Here is a 20452-nt window from a genome sequence, read left to right as displayed (position 1 = left end):
CCTAGAAGTATTGGTAACACCCAGTTTACCTGGCTGTTGCCCGGTAATACGCATGGCGGAGGCTAAGGTTTCAATTTTTAAAATATAAGAATTTATATGTTTCACACGATAACTTTCACCCGGCATTGGCCCGGATACTTGGACACAAAAAAAGCGCGGGTCCGGGACCCGCGCAAACAGCAGTATCAGAGAGTTGCCTTAGTCCGCGTATCCGTCCGAGACAAGCTCAAGCGCTCCGGTAGCCGGATCGATGATCATGCCGTGAATAGGTACGTTTGGGGGGAGTAAGGGATGGCGCTTAATCAGCTCCACAGTCTGAATTACCCCTTCCTCGACGTTGTCAAACCCGCGCAGCCATTTGGTCAGCTTAATCCCTGAATTCTCCAGGGTACTGAGTACTTCCTCGGACACGCCGCGTTCCTTGATGGAGTTAATCATATGGTCAGCATTCAGGGAAGCCATGCCGCATTCATAATGGCCGACGACAATTACTTCGTCCGCGTCCAATTCGTATAGCGCAACCATTACGCTGCGCATGACGCTCCCGAACGGCTGGGAGATGATGGCTCCGGCATTTTTGATGATTTTGACATCACCGTTCTTGAAATTCATTGCTTTGGGCAGAAGCTCAACAAGCCGTGTGTCCATACAGGTGATGATCAGCATTTTTTTATCCGGGAAGCGGCTGGTCAGATAGCTCTCATATGCTTTTTCCTCTACAAAATGCTTGTTGAACTCTAAAATGTCTGTAACCTGACTCATAAGCCATGTGCCTCCTTAAGATTAAACTGTAATTCATTGTACTGCGTCTTGCCGCGAACATAAAGGGCTTCCTGCAATCAAATATTGCAAAATCTAAGCGGAGTCTGTCTCCGCGCCTTTGAGCTGTTAACTACTTCAAATTTGAAGAGATACAGCCCGAATTTGATTATAACTATTTAAAAAAGTATCATCAATAGGAGTAGATAAAAAAACAAGGCAGGTGCTCAAAACATGGAAAAGCAGATCCAGGAAGAATGGGATAAATTCAGTGAGCTATTATCTAAAATCAAAGGCTATTATGAAGCAATTGGACTTCTGGGCTGGGATCTGCGTACAGGCGCGCCCCGCAAAGGTGTAGAGATCCGTTCCGCCACGCTGGGTATGCTGAGTGCAGAAGCATTCAGACTCCAGGTATCAGAGGAGATCGGAGTGTTCACAGCGTATTTCAGCCGTCCGGAAGTAGCGGAGCAGCTGGACAGCAATCAGAATAAAATTGTGAAGGATACCCGCAAGGAGTATCAGCGCAGCAAAAGCATTCCCTCCAAGACCTTCGAGGAATATTCGGTGCTCACCGCCCATGCGCAGACGATCTGGGAAGAGGCTAAGGATGATAATGATTTCGCCTCCTTCGAGCCTTATCTGACCAAGATTGTGGCCTTCAAACAAGAGTTCATTGATTATTGGGGTGTGCAAGGCTCGCGTTATGACACTTTGCTGGATATGTACGAGCCGGATTTGACCGTTGAGAAGGTGGATGCGATCTTCACCCGTCTGCGCAGCCGTCTTGTGCCGCTGGCCGAAGCGATCAATGCTTCGCCGAACAAGCCGGACACCGAATTCCTGAGCCAGATCTTCCCTAAGGAGCAGCAGGAGAAATTCGGCCTCTTCTTACTCGAACAGATGGGCTATGATTTCGAGGCAGGACGTCTGGATGAAAGTGTGCATCCGTTCGCTACAGGGCTGAACCCCGGCGATGTCCGCATAACCACGAACTATCTGCTGGACAATGTGACCAGCTCCATCTTCAGCTCGCTGCATGAGGGCGGACATGCCCTGTACGAGCAGAATTTCGGTGAAGAGCTGATCGGTACACCTCTGGCACAGGGGGCCTCCATGGGAATTCATGAATCCCAGTCCAGACTGTGGGAGAATATGATCGGCCGCAGCCGGGCCTTCTGGCAGCGTTATTACGGCGATCTGCAGCAGCATTTCCCGGAGCAGCTTGCGAACGTGGAGATGGAAGACTTTTACCGGGCAATCAACAGTGTAGGCAATTCCTTCATCCGGATCGAAGCTGATGAGCTGACATATAACCTGCATATTATTGTGCGCTATGAGATTGAGAAGCTGATTTTCAACGAAGGGCTTGAAGTCAAGGATTTGCCTGAGACCTGGAACGCGAAGTATCAGGAATACTTAGGGATTACACCGCCTACGGATGCACTTGGCGTACTGCAGGACGTTCATTGGTCTGGCGGAGACTTCGGCTATTTCGCTTCCTATTCCCTGGGTAACATGTATGCGGCCCAAATGCTGAACACCCTGCGTAAGGAACTGCCGGAATTCGAGGAGCTGATTGCCACTGGTAACCTGCTGCCGATCAAAGAATGGCTTACTGACAAGGTGTACCGCTACGGCCAGAGCCTGACCCCTTCGCAGATTATCGAGCAAGTCACAGGCGAACCGCTGAATCCCGATTATCTGGCGGATTATCTGGAAGCGAAGTATACCGAGCTCTACAAGCTATAAGACTTGAGTTGCTGTAACAGCAAATGATGACTTCTTAAGCGATTGAATGTTGCAGCAGCAGCCTGCCCTGAGGCGTCCGTAAGCTGGAAGGACTTCGGAGAAATGGCTATAATAGAAGGAAACCGCAAACGGAAGGAATCGTGGTATGGCAAATACTCACACTTACAGCCGCAAGGAAGAAGTAGCAAATGCGGTTACACACGGGATCGGCGCTCTATTAAGTATTGCTGCGCTGGTCCTGCTGATCGTATATGCTGTTCAGAACGGCACAGCCTGGCATGTAGTCAGTTTCTCCATTTACGGCGCTACTATGCTGATCCTGTATTTTAATTCAACGATGGTGCATAGTCTCAGAGACGGCAAGGCGAAGGACTTCTTTGAATTCCTTGACCACGCTTCGATTTACTTATTCATTGCCGGAACGTACACCCCGTTTATGCTGGTGGCGATCCGCGGACCGCTGGGCTGGACATTATTCGGTATCGCTTGGGGAGTGGCGGTATTCGGTGTTTTCTTTAAGGCTTTTTTCGTCAAAAAATTCCTGTTCATGTCCACCGTCTTCTACATTGCGATGGGCTGGATGATCGTAATCGCCTGGAAACCTCTGTCCCAGGCCGTCGCCAGCGGCGGGATGACTCTGCTGATGATTGGCGGACTGCTGTACACTCTGGGCACCGTGTTTTATGTATGGCGCGGCTTCCCGTACCATCATGCGATCTGGCATTTATTCGTGCTTGCGGGAACCGTCCTGCACTTCTTCGTTGTATTGTTATACATTCTCCCTATTCATTAATGCGGAAGGCATAGTGCCGTACTGGTGCAGGATTTCAGGGCGGGAATGCCGGTTTTGGGCAAAGAAAAAGATGACAAGTAAAAAGACTTGACATCTTTCTTTGTTTTCGGTATCATAAGGGACGTTGTGAAGCTGTAAAGTGTTTTTCCTTGACGAAGGGAGTGCCCTTAATGAGTCAGGAGAATAGGCTCGAGAAAACCAACCGGATCAACCTGTTATTTGCTTTCTATGAACGGCTGCTTACTGACAAGCAACAGACGTTTCTCAAATATTATTTCCATGATGATTTCTCCCTGGGGGAGATTGCAGCGGAATTTGAAATTAGCCGCCAGGCTGTGTACGAGCATATCAAGCGGGCGGAGCAAGTGCTTGAGAATTATGAAGAGAAGCTTGGACTCCTGTCCAAGCATGAAGACCGCACTAAGTACTTAGAAGAACTGCGCAGATTCCCTGACAGTGGAATGCTGCCGGAGCAATATAAGCAGCAATTCATGGAACTCATGGACCGGCTGCAGAGGTTAGAGTAGGAAGAAGGGAGCGAGCCGCCTATGGCATTTGAAGGATTAACCGGAAGATTGCAGAATGTGTTCAGCAAACTGCGCGGCAAAGGGAAAGTATCCGAAGATGACGTAAACGAAGCGATGCGTGAAGTGCGGCTGGCCCTTCTGGAAGCCGATGTTAACTTCAAGGTCGTCAAGGACTTCGTGTCCAAGGTGAAAGAGAAGTCTGTTGGTACGGAAGTGATGGACAGCTTCACGCCAGGCATGGTTATCATCGATATTGTTAACAAGGAACTGACGGAGCTGATGGGCGGAAGCCAGGCGAAGCTGGCGAAGTCGAACAAGCCGCCGACGGTCATCATGATGACGGGTCTGCAGGGCGCAGGGAAGACGACCACTTCCGGTAAGCTGGCGAAGCTGCTGCAGAAGGGCAACCACCGCCCGCTGCTCGTAGCCGCTGATATCTACCGTCCGGCTGCGATCAAGCAGCTGCAGGTGCTCGGAGAACAGATTAAGGTTCCTGTCTTCTCGCTGGGTGATCAGACGAGTCCGGTAGAGATTGCCAGACAAGGTGTTCAGCATGCGAAGGACAATAACCTGGATTATGTGATTATTGATACGGCAGGCCGCCTGCATATTGATGAAGAGCTGATGGAAGAGCTGAAGCAGATCCATAACGTTGTAACTCCGGATGAAGTGCTCCTGGTAGTCGATGCGATGACCGGTCAGGATGCCGTGAATGTGGCGGACAGCTTCAACAAGCAGCTGGAGCTTACCGGCGTAGTGCTTACGAAGCTTGACGGCGACACCCGTGGTGGTGCTGCATTATCCGTCAAGGCGGTCACCGGCTGCCCGATTAAATTCGCCGCTCTCGGCGAGAAGATCGATGCGCTGGAGCCTTTCCATCCGGAGCGGATGGCTTCGCGGATCCTCGGCATGGGCGACATGCTGTCGCTGATCGAGAAGGCTCAGGCCAATATCGATACCGAGAAAGCCAAGGAAATGGAACGTAAGATGCGTAATGCAGAATTCACGTTCGATGATTTCCTGGAGCAGATGGATCAAGTGAAGAAGCTTGGCCCGATCGACCAGATTCTTGATATGCTGCCCGGCATGAATAAGGCCAAGGGCATGAAGGACCTGAAGGTGGACGATAAGCAGATGGGCCGCGTTGAAGCCATTGTTCATTCCATGACCAAGGCCGAGAAAGCCCAGCCTGAGATTATCAACCACAACCGCCGCAAGCGTATTGCGGCAGGCAGCGGTACCAATGTCGCTGAGGTGAACCGGCTCATCAAGCAATTCGATGAAATGCGCAAGATGATGAAGCAGTTCTCCGGCATGATGGGCGGCGGAGGCGGCAAGGGCGGCAAGAAGAACGCCATGAAGCAGCTCAAGGGCCTTGCCGGTAAAGGCGGAATGAAGTTCCCGTTCCGTTAATCTTAATCTTTACGGTTTAATGTTTAGGTTTAAGGTTTAGCTTTAAGTTTTAAGTTTCCCCCTAGATCTGATATAGTACAACATCAGAAGATCGAGTAGTCTTTTGACCTTAATCTTTTGACCTTAATCTTTTGATCTTGATCTTAATGTTTAAATCTCTTCCCCTCGTTACCAGGGAACGCCGCCAGTCAAGTGTATCCCGCAGGGAGGAAAAGCGGTCTTTCCCCGAACTCACCAAAGTCCCGCCAGTCTGAACGCCTACGCTAGTTGCACTTAGCGGGTGTCCAGAGGGCAGAGCCCTTGGGGCCCTCCCTTCGGGAAGGGAGGGTTTGGGAGGGATCGAAAACGATATTCTTTTAAGGAGGTGAATTTCGTGGCAGTACGTATTCGTTTGAAAAGAATGGGAGCACATAAAGCGCCTTTCTACCGTGTAGTGGTTTCCGATTCCCGGTCTCCTCGTGACGGCCGTTTTATCGAGGAAATCGGTTATTATAATCCGATCGAAGTACCGGCAGTCGTTAAGATTGACGAAGAGAAGGCTCTTAAATGGCTTCAGACAGGTGCACAAGCATCTGATACCGTCCGCAACCTGCTTTCCAAAGCTGGCGTGATGAAGAAGTTCCATGAGTCAAAGCTTCAGAAATAATGACTGATTGCGAGGGTCCTCTATGGAAGAATTAGTTGGTGTTATTGCTAAGGCTTTAGTGGATCATCCGGAGGATGTGGCCGTACGGACCGTGGAGAAGGATCACCTGATTGTCTATGAGCTCTCCGTGCATCCTGATGATGTCGGTAAGGTCATCGGCAAGCAGGGACGGATCGCCAAAGCGCTTCGTACCGTAGTCACATCTGCAGCAGTCAAAAGTGATAAACGCGTTACCGTGGATATTTTATCTTAAGGATGCGCACAAGGAGGGGCTAGGGATAGTATATCCCGGCTCCTTTTTGTTGAAAATATAAGAATTTATAGGCCGTACGCAATCAACGTGAAGGAGATGAACACATGACAGAAGAGTTAACCGTAGGCAGGCTGGTGAACACGCACGGCATTCGCGGGGAGATCAAAATCCTGTCGCATACCGATTTCCCGAAAGTGCGGTTCGCACCTGGCAACAAGCTGCTGCTGATTCCCGCAGACGGAAGCCCGAAATTCGAGGTTACGATCGAATCGGCGAGAGAGCACAAAGGGATGTATATTGCCAAGCTTAAGGGGTATACGAACATTAATGAGATCGAGAAATACAAAGGCAGCCTGCTCAAGGTGCCTAGTGATAATCTGGTTGAGTTGCCGGAGAACGAGTATTACTTCCACCAGATTGTAGGCTGCGAGGTTTACACGGATGAAGATGCCAGCCAGCCGCTGGGAACGATTACAGAGATTTTGCAGCCCGGGGCTAATGATGTCTGGGTAGTGAAGCCGAAGAAGGGCCAGGATATTCTGATTCCGGTTATTAACGATGTAGTGCTGGACGTCGATATTGCAGCCAAAAAAATCACTGTGCACCTTATGGAAGGGCTGCTCCCATGATCCGTATCGACGTGCTGACGCTGTTCCCTGATATGTGTGAAGGCGTCTTCGGCACCAGCATTCTCGGTAAGGCCCGTGAGAAAGGCATTGCTTCACTGAACACGGTGAACTTCCGCGACTTCTCGGGCAACAAGCATAACAGCGTGGATGATACACCTTACGGCGGAGGGGGAGGCATGGTGCTGAAGCCTGACCCTATCTTCGCAGCGGTGGAGCATGTGCTGGCTCAGAGTAGCGCTGGAGGGGAGCAAGGGGAACACGGCAATACAGAGGCGGTGAAGCCGCGTATTATTCTGATGTGCCCCCAGGGCCGGACGTATAATCAGCAGATCGCCGAAGAGCTGGCACAGGAACAGCATCTGATCTTCATCTGCGGTCATTATGAGGGCTATGACGAGCGAATCCGTGAGCATCTGGTGACGGACGAGCTGTCGATTGGCGACTATGTACTGACCGGCGGTGAGCTCCCGGCCTTGACCGTCATTGATTCGGTAGTGCGGCTGCAGCCGGGGGCACTGGGCAATGAGACCTCTGCAATCTCTGACTCCTTCAGCACCGGGCTGCTGGAGTACCCGCATTATACCCGCCCGGCAGAGTTCCGGGGCTGGAAGGTGCCGGACATGCTGCTCAGCGGACATCATGCCAATATCGTGGAATGGCGGCGCGAGCAGGCATTGCAGCGTACTCTCGAACGCAGGCCGGATCTGCTTGAGACCGCTGAGCTGACAGCGAAGGACAAGCAGACGCTGAAGCGGCTGCAGGAGCAGGCAAGCCTGGAGCAGAAATAAATGATAAAATTGGGCTTAAATAGAGTCATAGCTGGCGTCTTTTTAACGTATATTACGTTAGGGAGGCGTTTTTTGCTGTGTTCTGAGAACCGGGAACGGGAATTACGACTAGAACGGATAGGCATAGAAGAAGTTTTGCCAGCGAAATAAATACGAGCAGATGTGCGTCAATACCCTTTTTCTAGGGTAATGAATAGAGGTGCCGCAAGTAGACATGCAGCTATAGACGCAGCTAGCTTAATTATCGAAAGGAATGACTGAAGTGACTACGAATACGCATGAATCATTCAAGCCAGCCGTGGACACTGTCCACAAGGAGGCGGAGCCGCTCCGCACGGTAAGTGATATTATTGATTTTTATAAGAATCGTAAATCGTAATCTTATAATCGAAGAAATGAATTAGACCTGGAAGCAGGTTCAATAGGCTCAGTAATACAGCAAATTCCACAAATAACCGCTGAAGACAGACGAACCCAAGGTTCGCTGGCTTCGGCGGTTATTTGTTTGCTGGGTGCGAAGAGGGCGGGCAAACAAAAAAAGACCGTCCGAAGACGGTCTCTCTACCCGAGGCGCTAGTTTGTAACTTTGATCCGTATCCCGCGCCACCAAGACTTAATCATTCAGCCGTTGGTCCGGGTAAGGGATACGTTCAGCATGTCATGCTTGATGTGAACGCACCTCCTTTCCTTGTGCCAAGAGTATAGCACAGCCTTTACGGAAAATCCATTAAATTTTAATGAGATGTGAAAAAATATTGAACTCCATAAAAATACTGAACTCTATTTGAAACTGCTGAACTAGTGAGGTATATTTATAGTATAACAGTAAGTAACCGCTTACCGGCATATTATGCATTAGATGAACGTATGTTAATCGTAGGGATGCGGCAAACGTAAGGATGAAGTAATGGATTGATTTGCAATGTCGGGGTATAGCGCAGCCTGGTAGCGCGCACCCTTGGGGTGGGTGAGGTCGCAGGTTCAAATCCTGTTACTCCGATTATTCCGTTTTCGCTAAAAACAAAAAACACTTCCGTCAGCGCATTACGCTCTGTAGGAAGTGTTTTTATTTAGGTACTAAGGCCCGTGTGTGAGGTTAAGCTAGAACCTGCCCCTGTCACCATCCCGGCGGGTAAGCATGATGACTCCCGTGACCAGTGAATACAAGCCAACAACCATGAGCAATACAATGGCCCAAGTATAATTGCGCACCGTGTAGGTGAGCGAAGCGAAGATGATAAACCAGGCGATCCGCAGTACTCCTTCATTAATAAAACGTCTGCCTGCTGTACTCATGATTCCTGCCTCCTTATGGATTGTAGAAGATTGTTCACAACCGTAAGCGGTTCATTGATTTTGTTACTTTAATATTACCCCTTTTTACACAAAATTGATACACAATGTTCACAAGTTCTTCAATTCACAACTATTTTACATATAGACAATTGCTGCGTGACGATAGCCGTTACCGGCTTATCCCTCCCCTCATAAGATACAGAACCACGATTAAGGAGGAAACAGCAGATGGAAGCTTATTATAATTGTCTCCATTGCAAGAATAAGCGTGTACGCATTATGACTACTGACGGCAAACGCCATGAAGGAATTATTGTGGATGTGGACCGGAATAATGTGTATCTGAAAACAAAAGGCAATGGCAGAATGCAAACTTCGGCCTTCTATCCGGGCGGTGCAGGGAACTACTATGGCGGATACTATGGCTACGGCAGCCAGATCCTTACCTTAAGCCTGTTCACGCTTCTGGCAATTGCGTTAATCTGACGATAGCCTGAACAACACAAAAAGTGGGCTCCTGGAAGTCAGGAAGGCCCACTTTTTGCGTCACTATAGGATGATCTAATTAACAGATATGGCTCCGATCTGCGTGGTTAACGATACCAGCGGACCGCCGCCGTTATAATCCTTGGGTGTACCGTTGTCGGTGCCGGAGATATGGCCGAGCTCACTGCGGGCTTTGACCGTACATGCGGTTGATGCTGACAGATCGGCGGAGATTCTTCCAATATCGCTCTTGGCCTTGAGACTGCTGCCCTTTGTCATGCCGGATACCCCAAGCTCAATACTTCCCGTATTTGACTCCACACTGGACTTGCCTGTGAATACGGTGTCTTGAAGGATGATGCTGCCGACATTGCTGTTAATCTCAAAAGTTCCCTCAAGCCCGCGGAGCTGGACGGTGCCTACATTATTATCAATCTCAAACCGGTCAACGGTCTCTGGAATCCCTATTACATAATTAATGCTGAAGTTGGAATCCCCATACTCATGCTGCGCCCATTCCCAGAGGTTTCTCTTCGAATTGCCTTCACCATGAGCAGAGACGATTAGCGCGTCTCCTTTATGTTCAATAGAGACTTCCGTATGATCCAGCACTCCGGATACCAGCTTGTGGCCTGTCTGCTCATGGACAATGACGGTGGCCTGCACTGTGATCTCATCACCTGAAGCGGGTACTACTTCAACTTCCCCCACCGCATTATCTAGCTTAAGGACGGAAGCCGAAGCAATCGGCAGGGAGGTGGAGAACTCCCGGCTGACTCCGCTAGTATTCATCTGCTCTTCAATCATACCTGCTGTGTTCTGGATGGCGTCACCGACAGCAGCACTGGCATCGCTGAGACTCTGCTTCACGGCTTCTGCCGCCTCCTGCTTGAAGCTGCCGGAGATCGTCTGCTCCATTTGGTTATCTGCCGCTTCCTTGCCGGGAAGCTCCCGGCAGCCGGCAAGTGCAATAGAAAATACGGCCATTGCTGCAATAATTGCTGTGCTGTGATGTTTCTTCATTATATATATCCTCCTAAAGGCATGATTATTTGCTTATGTATACTCAGTATTATATATTATGGGAAAACACTGGATAACAGCCTGGCGGCGGGTTGTTCTACTGGACTATAGTCCAGTAAGCTTAGCTACTACATTTTAGAGAGGCATTATGGTACACTGTCGTTAGATGAAGGACCGGAAGAATGAAATGTGACAGCTGGAGGGCCGGCACGGAAGCAGACCCAGGAGACGGTCTGTTTACTATTTGGACTGAACAAGTCAGAGGGGCGGATGAGCCAAATGCAGTATGCAGCATTCCTGATCGTTGTGTTGGTGGGTGCAGTTGTCTATACCGTGTACCGCAGCCGGATAAGCCAAGAACAGTCTGAAGCGCCGAAGCAAGGGAAGGCCAGTAATGTGATTTCTATGGAAGGGCACCGTAAGGCCAAGCAGAATGCTGCGGATCAGCAGTGCTCCTCCTGTAAGAAGAAGAACGGCAAGCTGATTTTTTATGCCCAGGATGACGGAAGTGTGGTCGGACTCTGCAAGGACTGCAAGGTGAAGGCGAAGAAACGGGATATGCTGCCGCTTTAAATAATAAATATATGTTGCATGAGCCTGTCTTTTATGATAATATTACTTCTGTTGTGTGGAATACGGTGGTCCTCTGCGGATAATGAGGGAGAGCAATGGCTCTCCGGAAGAGGCAAGAACACCTGTACGGAAGGAGGAAGTCCTTAATGAATATCCTACAAGCAATTACACAAGAGCAACTTCGTAAAGATATCCCGAGTTTTCGCCCGGGTGACACTTTGAAGGTGCATGTAAAAGTTATCGAAGGAACTCGTGAGCGTATCCAGCTGTTCGAAGGCGTTGTAATTAAACGTCGCGGCGGCGGTATCGGTGAGACTTTTACGGTTCGTAAAATCTCTTATGGTGTTGGTGTGGAAAGAACATTCCCAGTCAACTCCCCTAAACTCGAGAAAATCGAAGTGGCTCGCCGTGGTAAAGTGCGTCGTGCGAAGCTGTATTATCTTCGTGACCTGCGCGGTAAAGCTGCAAGAATTAAAGAAATTCGTCGCTAGAATAGTGACAAAGGAAAGGGGCTTGAATTCAAGCCCCTTTCGTTTATTTCTTGTGATTAAAGAATTGTGGATCCCCGCAAAGTGCCTGAGTAAGCCCGAAGTTAAAGCATCACTTTGTGGGGTTTTTAGACATATGTGCCTTAGGAACAGCTTCTCCGAAAAGGCCTCCTGAAGGAGTAATCGCGGGGGAGTTTTTGGCAGGAGCTTTTTTGTATTGTATAGTGGAGATAACAACTGATGGAGAGGACGGTGAACTATGCAGCAGGATTTGCAGCAAGGGCAAGGCGAAGTGATTGATTCTAACGGCCAGAGCCCCCGGAAGCCAAAGAATGAAGTCCTGGAATGGATTAAAGCGATAGCGATTGCATTGGTTCTGGTTATTCTAATACGCTGGCTTTTGTTCAAACCGTTTATCGTAGACGGCCCTTCCATGAAGCCTAACTTCCATACCGGAGAACGTGTGATTGTTAATGAAATTCTCTACGATATCCGCAAGCCGGAGCGCGGGGAAGTCATTGTGTTCCATGTGCCCTCTGAGGGCCGGGATTTCATTAAACGTGTCATTGGTGTGGCAGGCGATACAGTCACAGTTGAAGGGGATGTCGTTACAGTTAACGGAGAGCCTGTGAACGAGACGTATATCCAGAGCGCGATTGATGATGCGCATAATAACAACATCTTGTACAACAATAAGAACTTCCCGAATGAGCAGTTTACGGACAACAAGGTGCCGGAAGGCCATGTGTTCGTAATGGGGGATAACCGCTCTGACAGTACGGACAGCCGGATGATCGGTTATGTGCCGCTGGGGGATATTGTCGGCCGTGCAGACCTTATTTTCTGGCCGGTGAAGAATATCTCATTGATAAATCATTAATTATTTTAAGCTGACAGAAGTCAAAGGAGGTGACGGCATTGGCCATTCAATGGTTTCCTGGTCATATGACGAGGGCTAGACGGCAAATCGAGGATAAGCTGAAGCTAATTGATGTTGCAATAGAACTGCTTGATTCCCGTCTGCCGATCTCGAGCCGCAATCCGATGATTGACGATATTTTGCGGGACAAGCCAAGGCTGATTATTCTGAACAAAGCGGATCTGGCCGATCCGGAAGCTACACGCAAGTGGCTGGCTTACTTCAAGGCGCAGGGTCATGTTGCCTATCCGGTAGATGCTTCTACTGGCACCGGGATCAAAGAAATTCCGGAGCAGGTGAAGCTGCTGCTGAAGGACAAGATCGACCGGCAAATTGCCAAGGGCATGAATCCGCGTGCGATGCGGGCACTGATTGTGGGCATTCCCAACGTAGGCAAATCGACTCTCATTAACCGGATGGCTGGAAAAAATATTGCGATTACCGGTGACCGTCCGGGGGTTACCAAGGGTCAGCAATGGATTAAAACCGGCGGCAGTCTGGAACTGCTGGATACGCCAGGGATTCTCTGGCCGAAATTCGAGGACCAGACGGTAGGCTATAAGCTGGCAGTAACCGGGGCCATTAAGGAAGAGATCCTGAATATTGAGGATATCGCTTATTATGCGGTGAAGTATCTGGTGAAGGATTACGGAAGCCGGTTTCAGGAACGCTTCGATATCAGTAAGCTGCCGGAGGACTTAGAGAACCCGGACGAAATCGTGGCTGTTATGGAAGCAGTCGGGCGTAAGCGCGGTTGTCTGATGAGCGGTGGCCGAGTAGATCTGGAGAAGGCTTCACGCGCGCTGCTGCATGAGCTTCGTGCAGGGAAGCTTGGACGTTTCACGCTGGAGACACCTGAATAGTAGAATGTAATGTGGAATGGAAGAGCCATCCGTGAATGTGGGGTGGTTCTTTTTTTGCGTGTAGATGGGGAATAGGGCGGTGTGCGAAGCAATGTTGTAAGAATAGCAACTCTTCTCTATTGATAAGGGGCGGAGTAGCAAAAGTGTTGTATGAAATGCAGGAATGTCCTCGTTTGGGCAGCTTGAGGGAAGAGAAATGCTGTTATTCATACAACTTTTTTGGATTTGCGCAGTATTAATGAAGGGATTGTTGTATTCAGTGCAGAATTTTAAGATTCTGAGACTGGGATTGGATGGAAATGAGTGCAAGTTCGAAGTTCTTATGGGATTCGAATTCTGTCATATATTCGTAGGAAGATCATAGATGTGGCTTACTTTAATTTTAATGGGCAGGTGGAGAGACAGTGAGTGAGATCGATATGCTTGGGTATGAAAAAGAAGGCTGGGAACAATCCTTCCTTCACATCGCAGGTGTGGATGAAGTGGGGCGGGGCTGTTTGTTCGGAGATGTGGTGGCCGCAGCGGTAATTTTGCCGGCTGGGCTGATTATTGAGGGTGTGGATGACTCCAAGAAGCTGACGGCCAAAAAGCGGGAAGCTCTGTATGAGACCATTATTGAGCAGGCGCTAGCGGTAAGCTTAGGGCATGTGGAGGCGGCGGTGATCGATGAAATCAATATTAAGCAGGCTTCGCGTCTGGCGATGCGCCTGGCGGTAGAGGGATTAAGCCAGCAGCCGGACTATATGCTGATTGATGCGGAGAAGGTGGACCTGCCCTTGCCGCAGCGTGCCATCATTAAAGGGGATGCCAACAGCCAGTCGATTGCTGCCGCCTCCATTGTAGCCAAGGTGACACGTGACCGGCTCTGTGAGGGCTTGTGGGAGGAATTATACCCGGATTACGGGATCAAAGTACATAAAGGATATGCTACCAAGCTGCACCGCGAACAGATCAAGGCACTGGGTGTAACTCCGATGCACCGGCGCAGCTTCATTGGCAATATTCTTGCCGAGCAGGAACAGTTGTCTTTATTCTAAAAATATAAGAATGTATGGTTTCACGTCTACATTATCCTTCTATTTCTCGCTGAAACGGTGCCGTCCTCTAAAAGGATGGCATAGCAGTTTCCACTTGGCGTATCATCCCGATAATCACAAATGAAGGCGAAATACCGATATAAATAGAAAGAAGGGAGGCGGACAACATGAACATCGGATCACTGGTTCGCGGTTTGCTTGGCGACAGCAAGGCGGGGGAGGCCAAATCTGTAGAGCTTAAGGAAGGTCAGGTTGTTCGCGGCGTTGTGCTAAGCGTATCCGATTCCGGAAAAGAAGCTGTGGTGCAGATTCAGGGAACGCCTGTACGGGCTGAACTGGAAACACCGCTGGCAGCCGGTCAGACGCTGAACCTGCAGGTGGGTGCACCAGGAGAAGGCGGATTGCCGGTGCTTAAGCCGGTCTCTCTGGGGGAGGCGGCTATGGTCTCGCCGCAGAGTATGGGCGAGGCACTGGAGTCGCTTGGACTTGCCAATTCCAAGGCGGGACGGGAGATTGTTCAAGCGATGCAGGCCGGAGGGCTGGCCTTCACCAAGGAGACTGCAGCGAAGCTGGACGCAGTCATGAACGCCAAACCTCCCGGTGTCCCTGCCTCAGAGTGGCTGGAGGCGGCTGTAATCTCAGTGAAGCGAGGTTTGCCTGTAACGGCTGAGACGGTGAAGGGGCTGCAGCAGGCTGTATTCGGACCGAAGCTGCATGATCTGCTGGCGAAGCTGGAGACTGCGCTGAACGTCTGGGTGCAGCAAGGGGGAGACGGCGACGGATCAGGTCAAGCTGCGGGGAATAGCAGACCTGCGGGTGGGCTGCTGGCAGGCGGAGCCAATGCCGGCCTGGCTGGTAATACTCCAGCAGCCGGTGCTCTTCCGGGAGGAGCTGCCGGGGTGACTACTCAGGCAGGAGTAACCGCTAATGCGGGGACTTCGCAGGCTGCTGGCAGTGCCAATGGACAAGCTGCGTTAGTACCGACGGGAGATGCGGAGCCGGCAGGAAGCGGGAATGCGGTTGGAGCGCGAGAAGGTTCTGGGAATACGGCTGGATCGGGTGCTGTAGCGGGAACGCGCGGCGAAGGAGCGGGGATCGCAGCAGGAGCGCGTGAGGGTGCGGGGAACGCAGCTGGAACGCGAGAAGGTGTGGGGAACACAGCGGGAGCGCATGAGGGTGCGGGAAATGCGGCTGGAGTGCGTAGCGAAGGCGCGGGAAGTGGAGCCGGAGCGCGTGAAGGAGCGGGGAACGTGGCTGGAGTGCGAGAAAGCGCAGGGAACGCGGCTGGAGCGCGTGAAGGTGCGGGGGACGCAGCTGGAGTGCGAGAAAGAGCGGGGAACGCGGCAGGAACGCGTGAAGGTGCGGGGAACGCAGCTGGAGTGCGAGAAAGCGCGGGGAACGCGGCAGGAACGCGTGAAGGTGCGGGAATTGCAGCTGGAGTGCGTGAGGGCGCGGGCGTTGCCGCGCAGGCGCAGAGCGCTGCGGGGCCGGCCCTGCTCGCGAAGCTGCAGGGCGTGCTCTCCGAGCTGCGCGGCACTCTGCCGCAGCTCGCCGAAGCGCCGCCCGCCTCCGGCGCGGCGGGCGGCAGTGCAACCCCTGCGGCTGCGCCGCCGCAGGGGGGACCCGCCGCCACCCAGGGGACAGACCCCTGGGTGGGGCGGATCTTGAAGCTGCTCGGTGCGGAGCACGAGCAGCAGATCCTGCGCGGCGGCGGGGCGCACACCGCGCAGGCAGCGTCCGGCGGCGCAGAAGATGCCGCCGGTACGCTCAAGGGCGTGCTGCTGCAGGTACTGGGCAGCAGCGAGGCCCCGCCCGCGGTGAAGGAAGCCGCGGGCCAGCTGGTGCAGCAGCTTACAGGCCAGCAGCTGCTGCTGAATACAGACCGCACCGCACCGTTCGCGCAGGTGACGATGTTCCTGCCGCTGCAGGGTCCGGATGGCCGGGAGACGGCCTCTGTCCAGATCCAGTCGCGGCGTGGCAGCAAAGGGGAGCTCGACGCGGCGAATTGCCGCTTGTGGTTCGATCTGGACATGAAGCAGCTCGGCCAGACGATGGTCGATGTGCAGGTGGTCGACCGCATCGTCAGCCTGAAGCTGCATAACGATGAACCTTGGGTACTGGAGCTGCTGGAGGGCCGCCGCGAGGAGATGAAGGCAGCGGTCGAAGGCATAGGCTATCAATTGTCCAGCCTGCGTACGGAAGCATTGCCGGAACGGAGCGTGGCCGCTGCTGCGGTGAAGCCGTCCGATTATGCTCCGCAGGAGTACAAAGGAGTAGATTACCGCATATGAGTGAGTCTGAGCAGAAGGTTCCGCAGAATCTCAAGAAGGCAGTGGCGCTCAAATATATTCCGGGCCAGAGCGATGCGCCAGTGGTTGTCGCTAAGGGGCAAGGCTCGGTAGCGGACATCATCCTGCAAAAGGCAAAGGAAAACGGAGTAGCGGTGCAGGAGGATGCGGCGCTGGTAGAGGTGCTGTCGAAGCTCGATCTGGACCAGCAGATTCCGCCTCAGCTCTATCAGCTGGTGGCAGAGATTCTCAGCTATGTATACCAGAGTGACCGGACAGCTGGTGAACGGAGACAGAAGTGAGCCATAACGGAGACGGCAGAACCTACACCCGTCAGGAGAAAGGCGCTGCTGCCGAGCAGGCGGCCCGGATGTATCTGACTTCGCGGGGCTACCTCATCCGGGATTATAACTGGCGCTGCCGTAGCGGAGAGCTGGATATTATCGCGGAGTATGAAGGCGTTCTGGTCTTCATTGAGGTGCGCAGCCGGAGCGGCTCAGCCGTGCAGGGCACTGCGGAGGAATCGGTCGATGCACGCAAAATCCGTCAGGTGAGAGAGACAGCCCGGGTCTACCTGCACATGCAGGGACTGCAGCCGGCTGCAATTGCTTTCGATGTGATTGCTGTACAGCTTCAGCCGGATTTAAGCATCGCCTCCCTGCGGCATCTCCGGGAAGTCTTTTAGCTGTCTCTGTTTTGCAAAAACCGTGTAAAATTTAACAATTATCCTTGACAGATGCCGGACTTCATGGGTCATTTCTCAAAAGAAGTGGGTAAACATTAGTGTAACTTTTAATGCCACCATGAGGAGGGCTGCCGGAATGAGGAATCAATCAATGAATATACAGGTAAGCTTTACTTGCCAAAATTGTGAGCATAATATAGTAGCGGAACTTGGCGCAGAGCCCTTATCCGTTGTATGCTGCAGTAATTGTAATAAGACATTTACCGTTATGCGGCCTGCAATAGCGGAAGAGATATTGATTGACTGGGAGAATGAAGCGTTATTCCACAAGATGCGTGCTGAGAAAACCCAAGACAGCAATAGCAGCCTCTTGTCACTGGTCATCAATGTGATTGAGCTGCTGACCTGGCGTGACAAGGGTAACGGGCAAGTGGAGGCCATTAAGGAAATGCGCAAATGGCTGATCGAACACGAGGAAGCTCCGCCGGTGGCGGAATTAATACAAATGGATGTGAACCGGCGCGGAGCCAAACGGAAGTGGAATGAATAAGCAATCCAGCACTTAGCGAAAGCGGGGAGCGATCTTGTCCAACGTATTTTTTACCTCAGATCATCATTTTGGCCACAAGCTGATCATTGATTTTGAATCGCGGCCTTTTGCCAGTGCGGAAGAGATGGACAAGGTGATGGTTGCGAACTGGAATGCAGTCGTAAGAGAGGAGGACACGATTTTTCATCTGGGTGACTTTTCTTTCAGGAATCAAGAGGATACCCGTAGCATTGTGTCTGCCCTGAACGGGTACAAAATACTGATTCTTGGCAATCATGACCGTGGACGCGGACGAGGCTGGTGGCTGGAAGCCGGATTTGATGAGGTCAGTGAGTATCCGCTGATATACAAGGAGTTTTTTCTGCTCTCGCATGAGCCGATGTATATGAACAAGCATATGCCTTACGTGAATGTGCATGGTCATATTCATGGACAGAAATATGAGGGCAATCATCACTTTAATATTTGTGTGGAGCACTGGAATTACACCCCGCTGTCCTTTGAACAGATAAGGGATTCGGTGGTAGCCAGCGAAGAAGGCTGAATAAAATGATTCTTTGGTCATAGTTGCATATTTATGCAAGACGATTAAAAGCTGATTTTTGTGCAGCACTATATGCGCAATAACCTTGCATGTTGTGTAGGGTTTTAGTTATACTGAGTGTAATTGAGCTTACGGAAAAAGAGGAAGCACCTTTTTTCCTGGAAACGAACGCCCGCTAAGGGTGTATTTCTGGAGAAGAGGTGCTTATTTGTGTACGGAAAAATGCATAGCGCATGCCTGTATGGCATTGAAGGTGTAATGATCGGAGTGGAGGTGGATCTGGCTAACGGCTTGCCGCAGACCCATATTATCGGCCTGCCGGATTCGGCAGTCAGGGAAGCGGTGGAGCGAGTACGGTCCGCCGTCAAGAATTGCGGTTACAGCTATCCCCAACAGCGGGTGACGATTAATCTGGCCCCGGCGGACCTGCGCAAGGAGGGCACGGCGTTTGATCTGGCGATTGCCCTTGGGATACTGACGACCAGCGGCCAGCTTGTTATGCCGGAAGCCGGGCAGATGCTGCTGATTGGTGAGCTTGCGCTCGACGGAAGTCTGCGGCCGGTAAATGGGGTATTATCCATGGCCCAGGCTGCGCGGCAAGCCGGGATTCATGCTGTTCTGGTACCGCCCGGCAATGCGGCTGAAGCTGCGTTGATCGCAGGAATGAAGGTGTACACTGCCGGGCATTTGCGGGAGCTGCCTCAGCCTGGTCAGCTTCCTCCGCCGAATCTGGTGGAACAATCCGAAGTGGCCGGGCCTGATCTGCCGCAGGCTGATTTACCGTTTCCGGTATCGGTATCTGTAAGCGCTGATGCGGCCTCCAGGAAGCGTCCGCCCGTTCTGGCGCTGTCCCTGGACCATTTGAGATACCATTCTGAGCCAGCGGAGAATATTCCATCCCTGCTTGCGGTGAAGCAGCCAATGAATGAAGATTACATCGATGTTATCGGCCAGAATCATGTGAAGCGTGCCCTTACGATTGCGGCAGCGGGAATGCACAATATTATTCTGATCGGCCCTCCAGGTACGGGGAAGACTATGCTGATTAAGCGGTTACCCGGAATTCTTCCCGATCTTAACGATCAAGAATCGCTTGAGGTGATGAAGATATTCAGTGCTGCCGGGAAGCTTAGGGACGGAGGGAGCGGGTTGCTGCGTGACCGCCCGTTTCGTTCACCGCATCATACCATCTCGGCAGCCGGATTGATCGGCGGGGGCGGGATTCCGAAGCCGGGTGAGGTTAGTCTCGCACACCGCGGTATTCTCTTCCTGGACGAGCTGCCCGAGTTCTCCCGTACTGTGCTTGAAGTGCTCCGCCAGCCGCTGGAGGATGGGGTTGTCACCATTAGCCGGGCGCGGGCATCCTTCACTTTCCCAGCCCAGTTCTTGCTCGCTTGCTCCATGAATCCCTGCATGTGCGGATTTCTTGGTAGTGGCAACACGCATCAGCGGTGCAGCTGCAGTCCGGCCAAAATCGCCCAGTACCGGCGCAAAATCTCGGGCCCGCTGCTGGACCGGATGGATATGCAGGTTGATGTGCCGCATCCAAGAGAAGGCGACAGGAGTGTACCTCCGGTCTCGACGGCACAGATGCGCTCTCAGGTTCTGCGGGCTCAGGCGATTCAGGCGGAGCGGTATAGCATCCTGCCGATCTCCTGGAACAGCGAGCTGTCCGGGGCGGCGCTTCGCCGTTATGCTGCGCTGCGGCCGGAAGAGGAGATGCTGCTGGACAGTATTCTCGAGAGTCTCGGGCTCAGCATGCGGGCGCATGACCGGATTATTAAGCTGGCCCGCACGATAGCCGATCTGGAAGCGGCGGAGGAGATTGGCGCTGCGCATCTGGCCGAAGCGGTCCAATACCGCAATCTGGACAGGCAGGTCATGGTGGAGGAAGAAGCCTGACACGCCAAAACCCCCGTCCGGGGCCGCCGGGCAGGGGAGGGCATGCTGAAACGGTATCGTCCTTTAAAAGGACGGCAATGCCGTTTCCACTTGTGAAGCTATTCTTACAGCACGTTCAATTCAACTTCGATGTTACCACGGGTAGCCTGACACGCCAAAACCCCCGTCCGGGGCCGCCGGGCAGGGGAGGGCATGCTGAAACGGTATCGTCCTTTAAAAGGACGGCAATGCCGTTTCC

Annotated in this window: 24 protein-coding genes and 1 tRNA gene; 22 read left to right on the top strand and 3 right to left on the bottom strand. The window is 52.0% G+C overall.

Annotation, left to right across the window (positions count from 1 at the left end; genetic code table 11):
* Window positions 1-198 precede the first annotated feature (198 nt).
* Window positions 199-762, bottom strand: coding sequence for a beta-class carbonic anhydrase (locus J2Z70_RS03400; protein WP_036733547.1), 564 nt, complete (start codon window positions 760-762; stop codon window positions 199-201).
* 231 nt (window positions 763-993) lie between these two features.
* Between J2Z70_RS03400 and J2Z70_RS03395 the strand changes: the two genes are divergently transcribed.
* The 10 genes from J2Z70_RS03395 to J2Z70_RS03355 all read left to right on the top strand — a co-directional run bounded on the left by J2Z70_RS03395 (window position 994) and on the right by J2Z70_RS03355 (window position 8560).
* Window positions 994-2511 (top strand): carboxypeptidase M32, encoded by a 1518-nt coding sequence (locus J2Z70_RS03395; protein ID WP_209869382.1) that lies wholly within the window; start codon window positions 994-996, stop codon window positions 2509-2511.
* Window positions 2512-2656: 145 nt separating this feature from the next.
* The gene (gene trhA, locus J2Z70_RS03390; RefSeq protein ID WP_209869378.1) at window positions 2657-3304 is read left to right on the top strand and encodes a PAQR family membrane homeostasis protein TrhA; all 648 of its coding nucleotides are present in this window, start codon (window positions 2657-2659) and stop codon (window positions 3302-3304) included.
* A gap of 170 nt (window positions 3305-3474) precedes the next feature.
* The gene (locus J2Z70_RS03385) at window positions 3475-3831 is read left to right on the top strand and encodes a putative DNA-binding protein (protein WP_209869376.1); all 357 of its coding nucleotides are present in this window, start codon (window positions 3475-3477) and stop codon (window positions 3829-3831) included.
* A 21-nt stretch (window positions 3832-3852) separates the two neighbouring features.
* The gene (gene ffh / locus J2Z70_RS03380) at window positions 3853-5244 is read left to right on the top strand and encodes a signal recognition particle protein (protein WP_036701200.1); all 1392 of its coding nucleotides are present in this window, start codon (window positions 3853-3855) and stop codon (window positions 5242-5244) included.
* A gap of 373 nt (window positions 5245-5617) precedes the next feature.
* Window positions 5618-5890 carry a 30S ribosomal protein S16 gene (gene rpsP, locus J2Z70_RS03375; RefSeq protein WP_036701203.1) on the top strand — a complete coding sequence of 91 codons (273 nt, stop codon included), beginning with the start codon at window positions 5618-5620 and terminating at the stop codon, window positions 5888-5890.
* A gap of 22 nt (window positions 5891-5912) precedes the next feature.
* Window positions 5913-6143, top strand: a complete 231-nt coding sequence (locus tag J2Z70_RS03370; RefSeq protein ID WP_020432321.1) for a KH domain-containing protein — start codon at window positions 5913-5915, stop codon at window positions 6141-6143.
* A 104-nt stretch (window positions 6144-6247) separates the two neighbouring features.
* A complete protein-coding gene (rimM, locus tag J2Z70_RS03365; protein WP_209869373.1) occupies window positions 6248-6772 on the top strand; it encodes a ribosome maturation factor RimM in 525 nt (174 codons plus the stop codon).
* Window positions 6772-7560, top strand: a complete 789-nt coding sequence (gene trmD / locus J2Z70_RS03360; protein WP_036733614.1) for a tRNA (guanosine(37)-N1)-methyltransferase TrmD — start codon at window positions 6772-6774, stop codon at window positions 7558-7560. Before rimM ends, trmD begins: the two co-directional genes overlap by 1 nt.
* A gap of 253 nt (window positions 7561-7813) precedes the next feature.
* A complete protein-coding gene (locus J2Z70_RS33590; protein WP_268748501.1) occupies window positions 7814-7939 on the top strand; it encodes a hypothetical protein in 126 nt (41 codons plus the stop codon).
* 547 nt (window positions 7940-8486) lie between these two features.
* Window positions 8487-8560 (top strand) — tRNA-Pro (locus J2Z70_RS03355).
* 101 nt (window positions 8561-8661) lie between these two features.
* On the opposite strand, the gene J2Z70_RS03350 is transcribed toward J2Z70_RS03355, so the two are convergent.
* The gene (locus tag J2Z70_RS03350) at window positions 8662-8856 is read right to left on the bottom strand and encodes a hypothetical protein (protein ID WP_036733564.1); all 195 of its coding nucleotides are present in this window, start codon (window positions 8854-8856) and stop codon (window positions 8662-8664) included.
* A 228-nt stretch (window positions 8857-9084) separates the two neighbouring features.
* On the opposite strand from J2Z70_RS03350, the gene J2Z70_RS03345 reads away from it, so the two are divergent.
* Window positions 9085-9342 carry an LSm family protein gene (locus J2Z70_RS03345; protein WP_036733567.1) on the top strand — a complete coding sequence of 86 codons (258 nt, stop codon included), beginning with the start codon at window positions 9085-9087 and terminating at the stop codon, window positions 9340-9342.
* 75 nt (window positions 9343-9417) lie between these two features.
* Here the strand turns inward: J2Z70_RS03345 and J2Z70_RS03340 are convergent, their stop codons facing one another.
* Window positions 9418-10365, bottom strand: coding sequence for a DUF4097 family beta strand repeat-containing protein (locus J2Z70_RS03340; RefSeq protein WP_209869370.1), 948 nt, complete (start codon window positions 10363-10365; stop codon window positions 9418-9420).
* 189 nt (window positions 10366-10554) lie between these two features.
* Between J2Z70_RS03340 and J2Z70_RS03335 the strand changes: the two genes are divergently transcribed.
* The 11 genes from J2Z70_RS03335 (at window position 10555) to J2Z70_RS03285 (ending at window position 20214) form a co-directional block, all read left to right on the top strand.
* On the top strand, window positions 10555-10938 hold the full coding sequence (locus J2Z70_RS03335) for a hypothetical protein (protein ID WP_209869367.1): 384 nt from the start codon (window positions 10555-10557) through the stop codon (window positions 10936-10938).
* Between the two features lie 146 nt (window positions 10939-11084).
* Window positions 11085-11429, top strand: coding sequence for a 50S ribosomal protein L19 (rplS, locus tag J2Z70_RS03330; protein WP_036701215.1), 345 nt, complete (start codon window positions 11085-11087; stop codon window positions 11427-11429).
* Between the two features lie 256 nt (window positions 11430-11685).
* Window positions 11686-12306 carry a signal peptidase I gene (gene lepB, locus J2Z70_RS03325; protein WP_036733573.1) on the top strand — a complete coding sequence of 207 codons (621 nt, stop codon included), beginning with the start codon at window positions 11686-11688 and terminating at the stop codon, window positions 12304-12306.
* A 38-nt stretch (window positions 12307-12344) separates the two neighbouring features.
* Window positions 12345-13208 (top strand): ribosome biogenesis GTPase YlqF, encoded by an 864-nt coding sequence (gene ylqF, locus J2Z70_RS03320; protein WP_036733575.1) that lies wholly within the window; start codon window positions 12345-12347, stop codon window positions 13206-13208.
* Window positions 13209-13627: 419 nt separating this feature from the next.
* Window positions 13628-14245 carry a ribonuclease HII gene (locus J2Z70_RS03315; protein ID WP_209870183.1) on the top strand — a complete coding sequence of 206 codons (618 nt, stop codon included), beginning with the start codon at window positions 13628-13630 and terminating at the stop codon, window positions 14243-14245.
* A 167-nt stretch (window positions 14246-14412) separates the two neighbouring features.
* Window positions 14413-16536 carry a TrbL/VirB6 family protein gene (locus J2Z70_RS03310; RefSeq protein ID WP_209869365.1) on the top strand — a complete coding sequence of 708 codons (2124 nt, stop codon included), beginning with the start codon at window positions 14413-14415 and terminating at the stop codon, window positions 16534-16536.
* A complete protein-coding gene (locus tag J2Z70_RS03305) occupies window positions 16533-16835 on the top strand; it encodes an EscU/YscU/HrcU family type III secretion system export apparatus switch protein (protein ID WP_036724639.1) in 303 nt (100 codons plus the stop codon). Before J2Z70_RS03310 ends, J2Z70_RS03305 begins: the two co-directional genes overlap by 4 nt.
* Window positions 16832-17218 carry a YraN family protein gene (locus J2Z70_RS03300; protein WP_342592983.1) on the top strand — a complete coding sequence of 129 codons (387 nt, stop codon included), beginning with the start codon at window positions 16832-16834 and terminating at the stop codon, window positions 17216-17218. The genes J2Z70_RS03305 and J2Z70_RS03300 overlap by 4 nt, the downstream gene beginning before the upstream one ends.
* A 268-nt stretch (window positions 17219-17486) precedes the next feature.
* Window positions 17487-17768 carry a hypothetical protein gene (locus J2Z70_RS03295; RefSeq protein WP_083677976.1) on the top strand — a complete coding sequence of 94 codons (282 nt, stop codon included), beginning with the start codon at window positions 17487-17489 and terminating at the stop codon, window positions 17766-17768.
* A gap of 34 nt (window positions 17769-17802) precedes the next feature.
* Window positions 17803-18312: a metallophosphoesterase gene (locus J2Z70_RS03290; RefSeq protein WP_209869363.1), complete on the top strand. Its 510-nt coding sequence runs from the start codon at window positions 17803-17805 to the stop codon at window positions 18310-18312.
* A gap of 210 nt (window positions 18313-18522) precedes the next feature.
* Window positions 18523-20214, top strand: coding sequence for a YifB family Mg chelatase-like AAA ATPase (locus J2Z70_RS03285; RefSeq protein WP_209869361.1), 1692 nt, complete (start codon window positions 18523-18525; stop codon window positions 20212-20214).
* Window positions 20215-20452 lie beyond the last annotated feature (238 nt).

Origin of the sequence: Paenibacillus silagei, from assembly GCF_017874735.1 — a bacterium.
GTDB classification, from domain to species: domain Bacteria; phylum Bacillota; class Bacilli; order Paenibacillales; family Paenibacillaceae; genus Paenibacillus_AQ; species Paenibacillus_AQ silagei.
The sequence above is the reverse complement of the archived record's forward strand: the minus strand, read 5'-3'. Positions and strand labels throughout refer to the sequence as shown.

What these genes read in the sequence shown, in the direction of transcription:
- J2Z70_RS03400 (WP_036733547.1), bottom strand. Translation starts at nt 762, where the DNA reads ATGAGTCAGGTTACAGACATTTTAGAGTTCAACAAGCATTTTGTAGAG.
- J2Z70_RS03395 (WP_209869382.1), top strand. Translation starts at nt 994, where the DNA reads ATGGAAAAGCAGATCCAGGAAGAATGGGATAAATTCAGTGAGCTATTA.
- trhA (WP_209869378.1), top strand. Translation starts at nt 2,657, where the DNA reads ATGGCAAATACTCACACTTACAGCCGCAAGGAAGAAGTAGCAAATGCG.
- J2Z70_RS03385 (WP_209869376.1), top strand. Translation starts at nt 3,475, where the DNA reads ATGAGTCAGGAGAATAGGCTCGAGAAAACCAACCGGATCAACCTGTTA.
- ffh (WP_036701200.1), top strand. Translation starts at nt 3,853, where the DNA reads ATGGCATTTGAAGGATTAACCGGAAGATTGCAGAATGTGTTCAGCAAA.
- J2Z70_RS03370 (WP_020432321.1), top strand. Translation starts at nt 5,913, where the DNA reads ATGGAAGAATTAGTTGGTGTTATTGCTAAGGCTTTAGTGGATCATCCG.
- rimM (WP_209869373.1), top strand. Translation starts at nt 6,248, where the DNA reads ATGACAGAAGAGTTAACCGTAGGCAGGCTGGTGAACACGCACGGCATT.
- J2Z70_RS33590 (WP_268748501.1), top strand. Translation starts at nt 7,814, where the DNA reads ATGACTGAAGTGACTACGAATACGCATGAATCATTCAAGCCAGCCGTG.
- J2Z70_RS03350 (WP_036733564.1), bottom strand. Translation starts at nt 8,856, where the DNA reads ATGAGTACAGCAGGCAGACGTTTTATTAATGAAGGAGTACTGCGGATC.
- J2Z70_RS03345 (WP_036733567.1), top strand. Translation starts at nt 9,085, where the DNA reads ATGGAAGCTTATTATAATTGTCTCCATTGCAAGAATAAGCGTGTACGC.
- J2Z70_RS03340 (WP_209869370.1), bottom strand. Translation starts at nt 10,365, where the DNA reads ATGAAGAAACATCACAGCACAGCAATTATTGCAGCAATGGCCGTATTT.
- rplS (WP_036701215.1), top strand. Translation starts at nt 11,085, where the DNA reads ATGAATATCCTACAAGCAATTACACAAGAGCAACTTCGTAAAGATATC.
- lepB (WP_036733573.1), top strand. Translation starts at nt 11,686, where the DNA reads ATGCAGCAGGATTTGCAGCAAGGGCAAGGCGAAGTGATTGATTCTAAC.
- J2Z70_RS03315 (WP_209870183.1), top strand. Translation starts at nt 13,628, where the DNA reads ATGCTTGGGTATGAAAAAGAAGGCTGGGAACAATCCTTCCTTCACATC.
- J2Z70_RS03310 (WP_209869365.1), top strand. Translation starts at nt 14,413, where the DNA reads ATGAACATCGGATCACTGGTTCGCGGTTTGCTTGGCGACAGCAAGGCG.
- J2Z70_RS03305 (WP_036724639.1), top strand. Translation starts at nt 16,533, where the DNA reads ATGAGTGAGTCTGAGCAGAAGGTTCCGCAGAATCTCAAGAAGGCAGTG.
- J2Z70_RS03295 (WP_083677976.1), top strand. Translation starts at nt 17,487, where the DNA reads ATGCGGCCTGCAATAGCGGAAGAGATATTGATTGACTGGGAGAATGAA.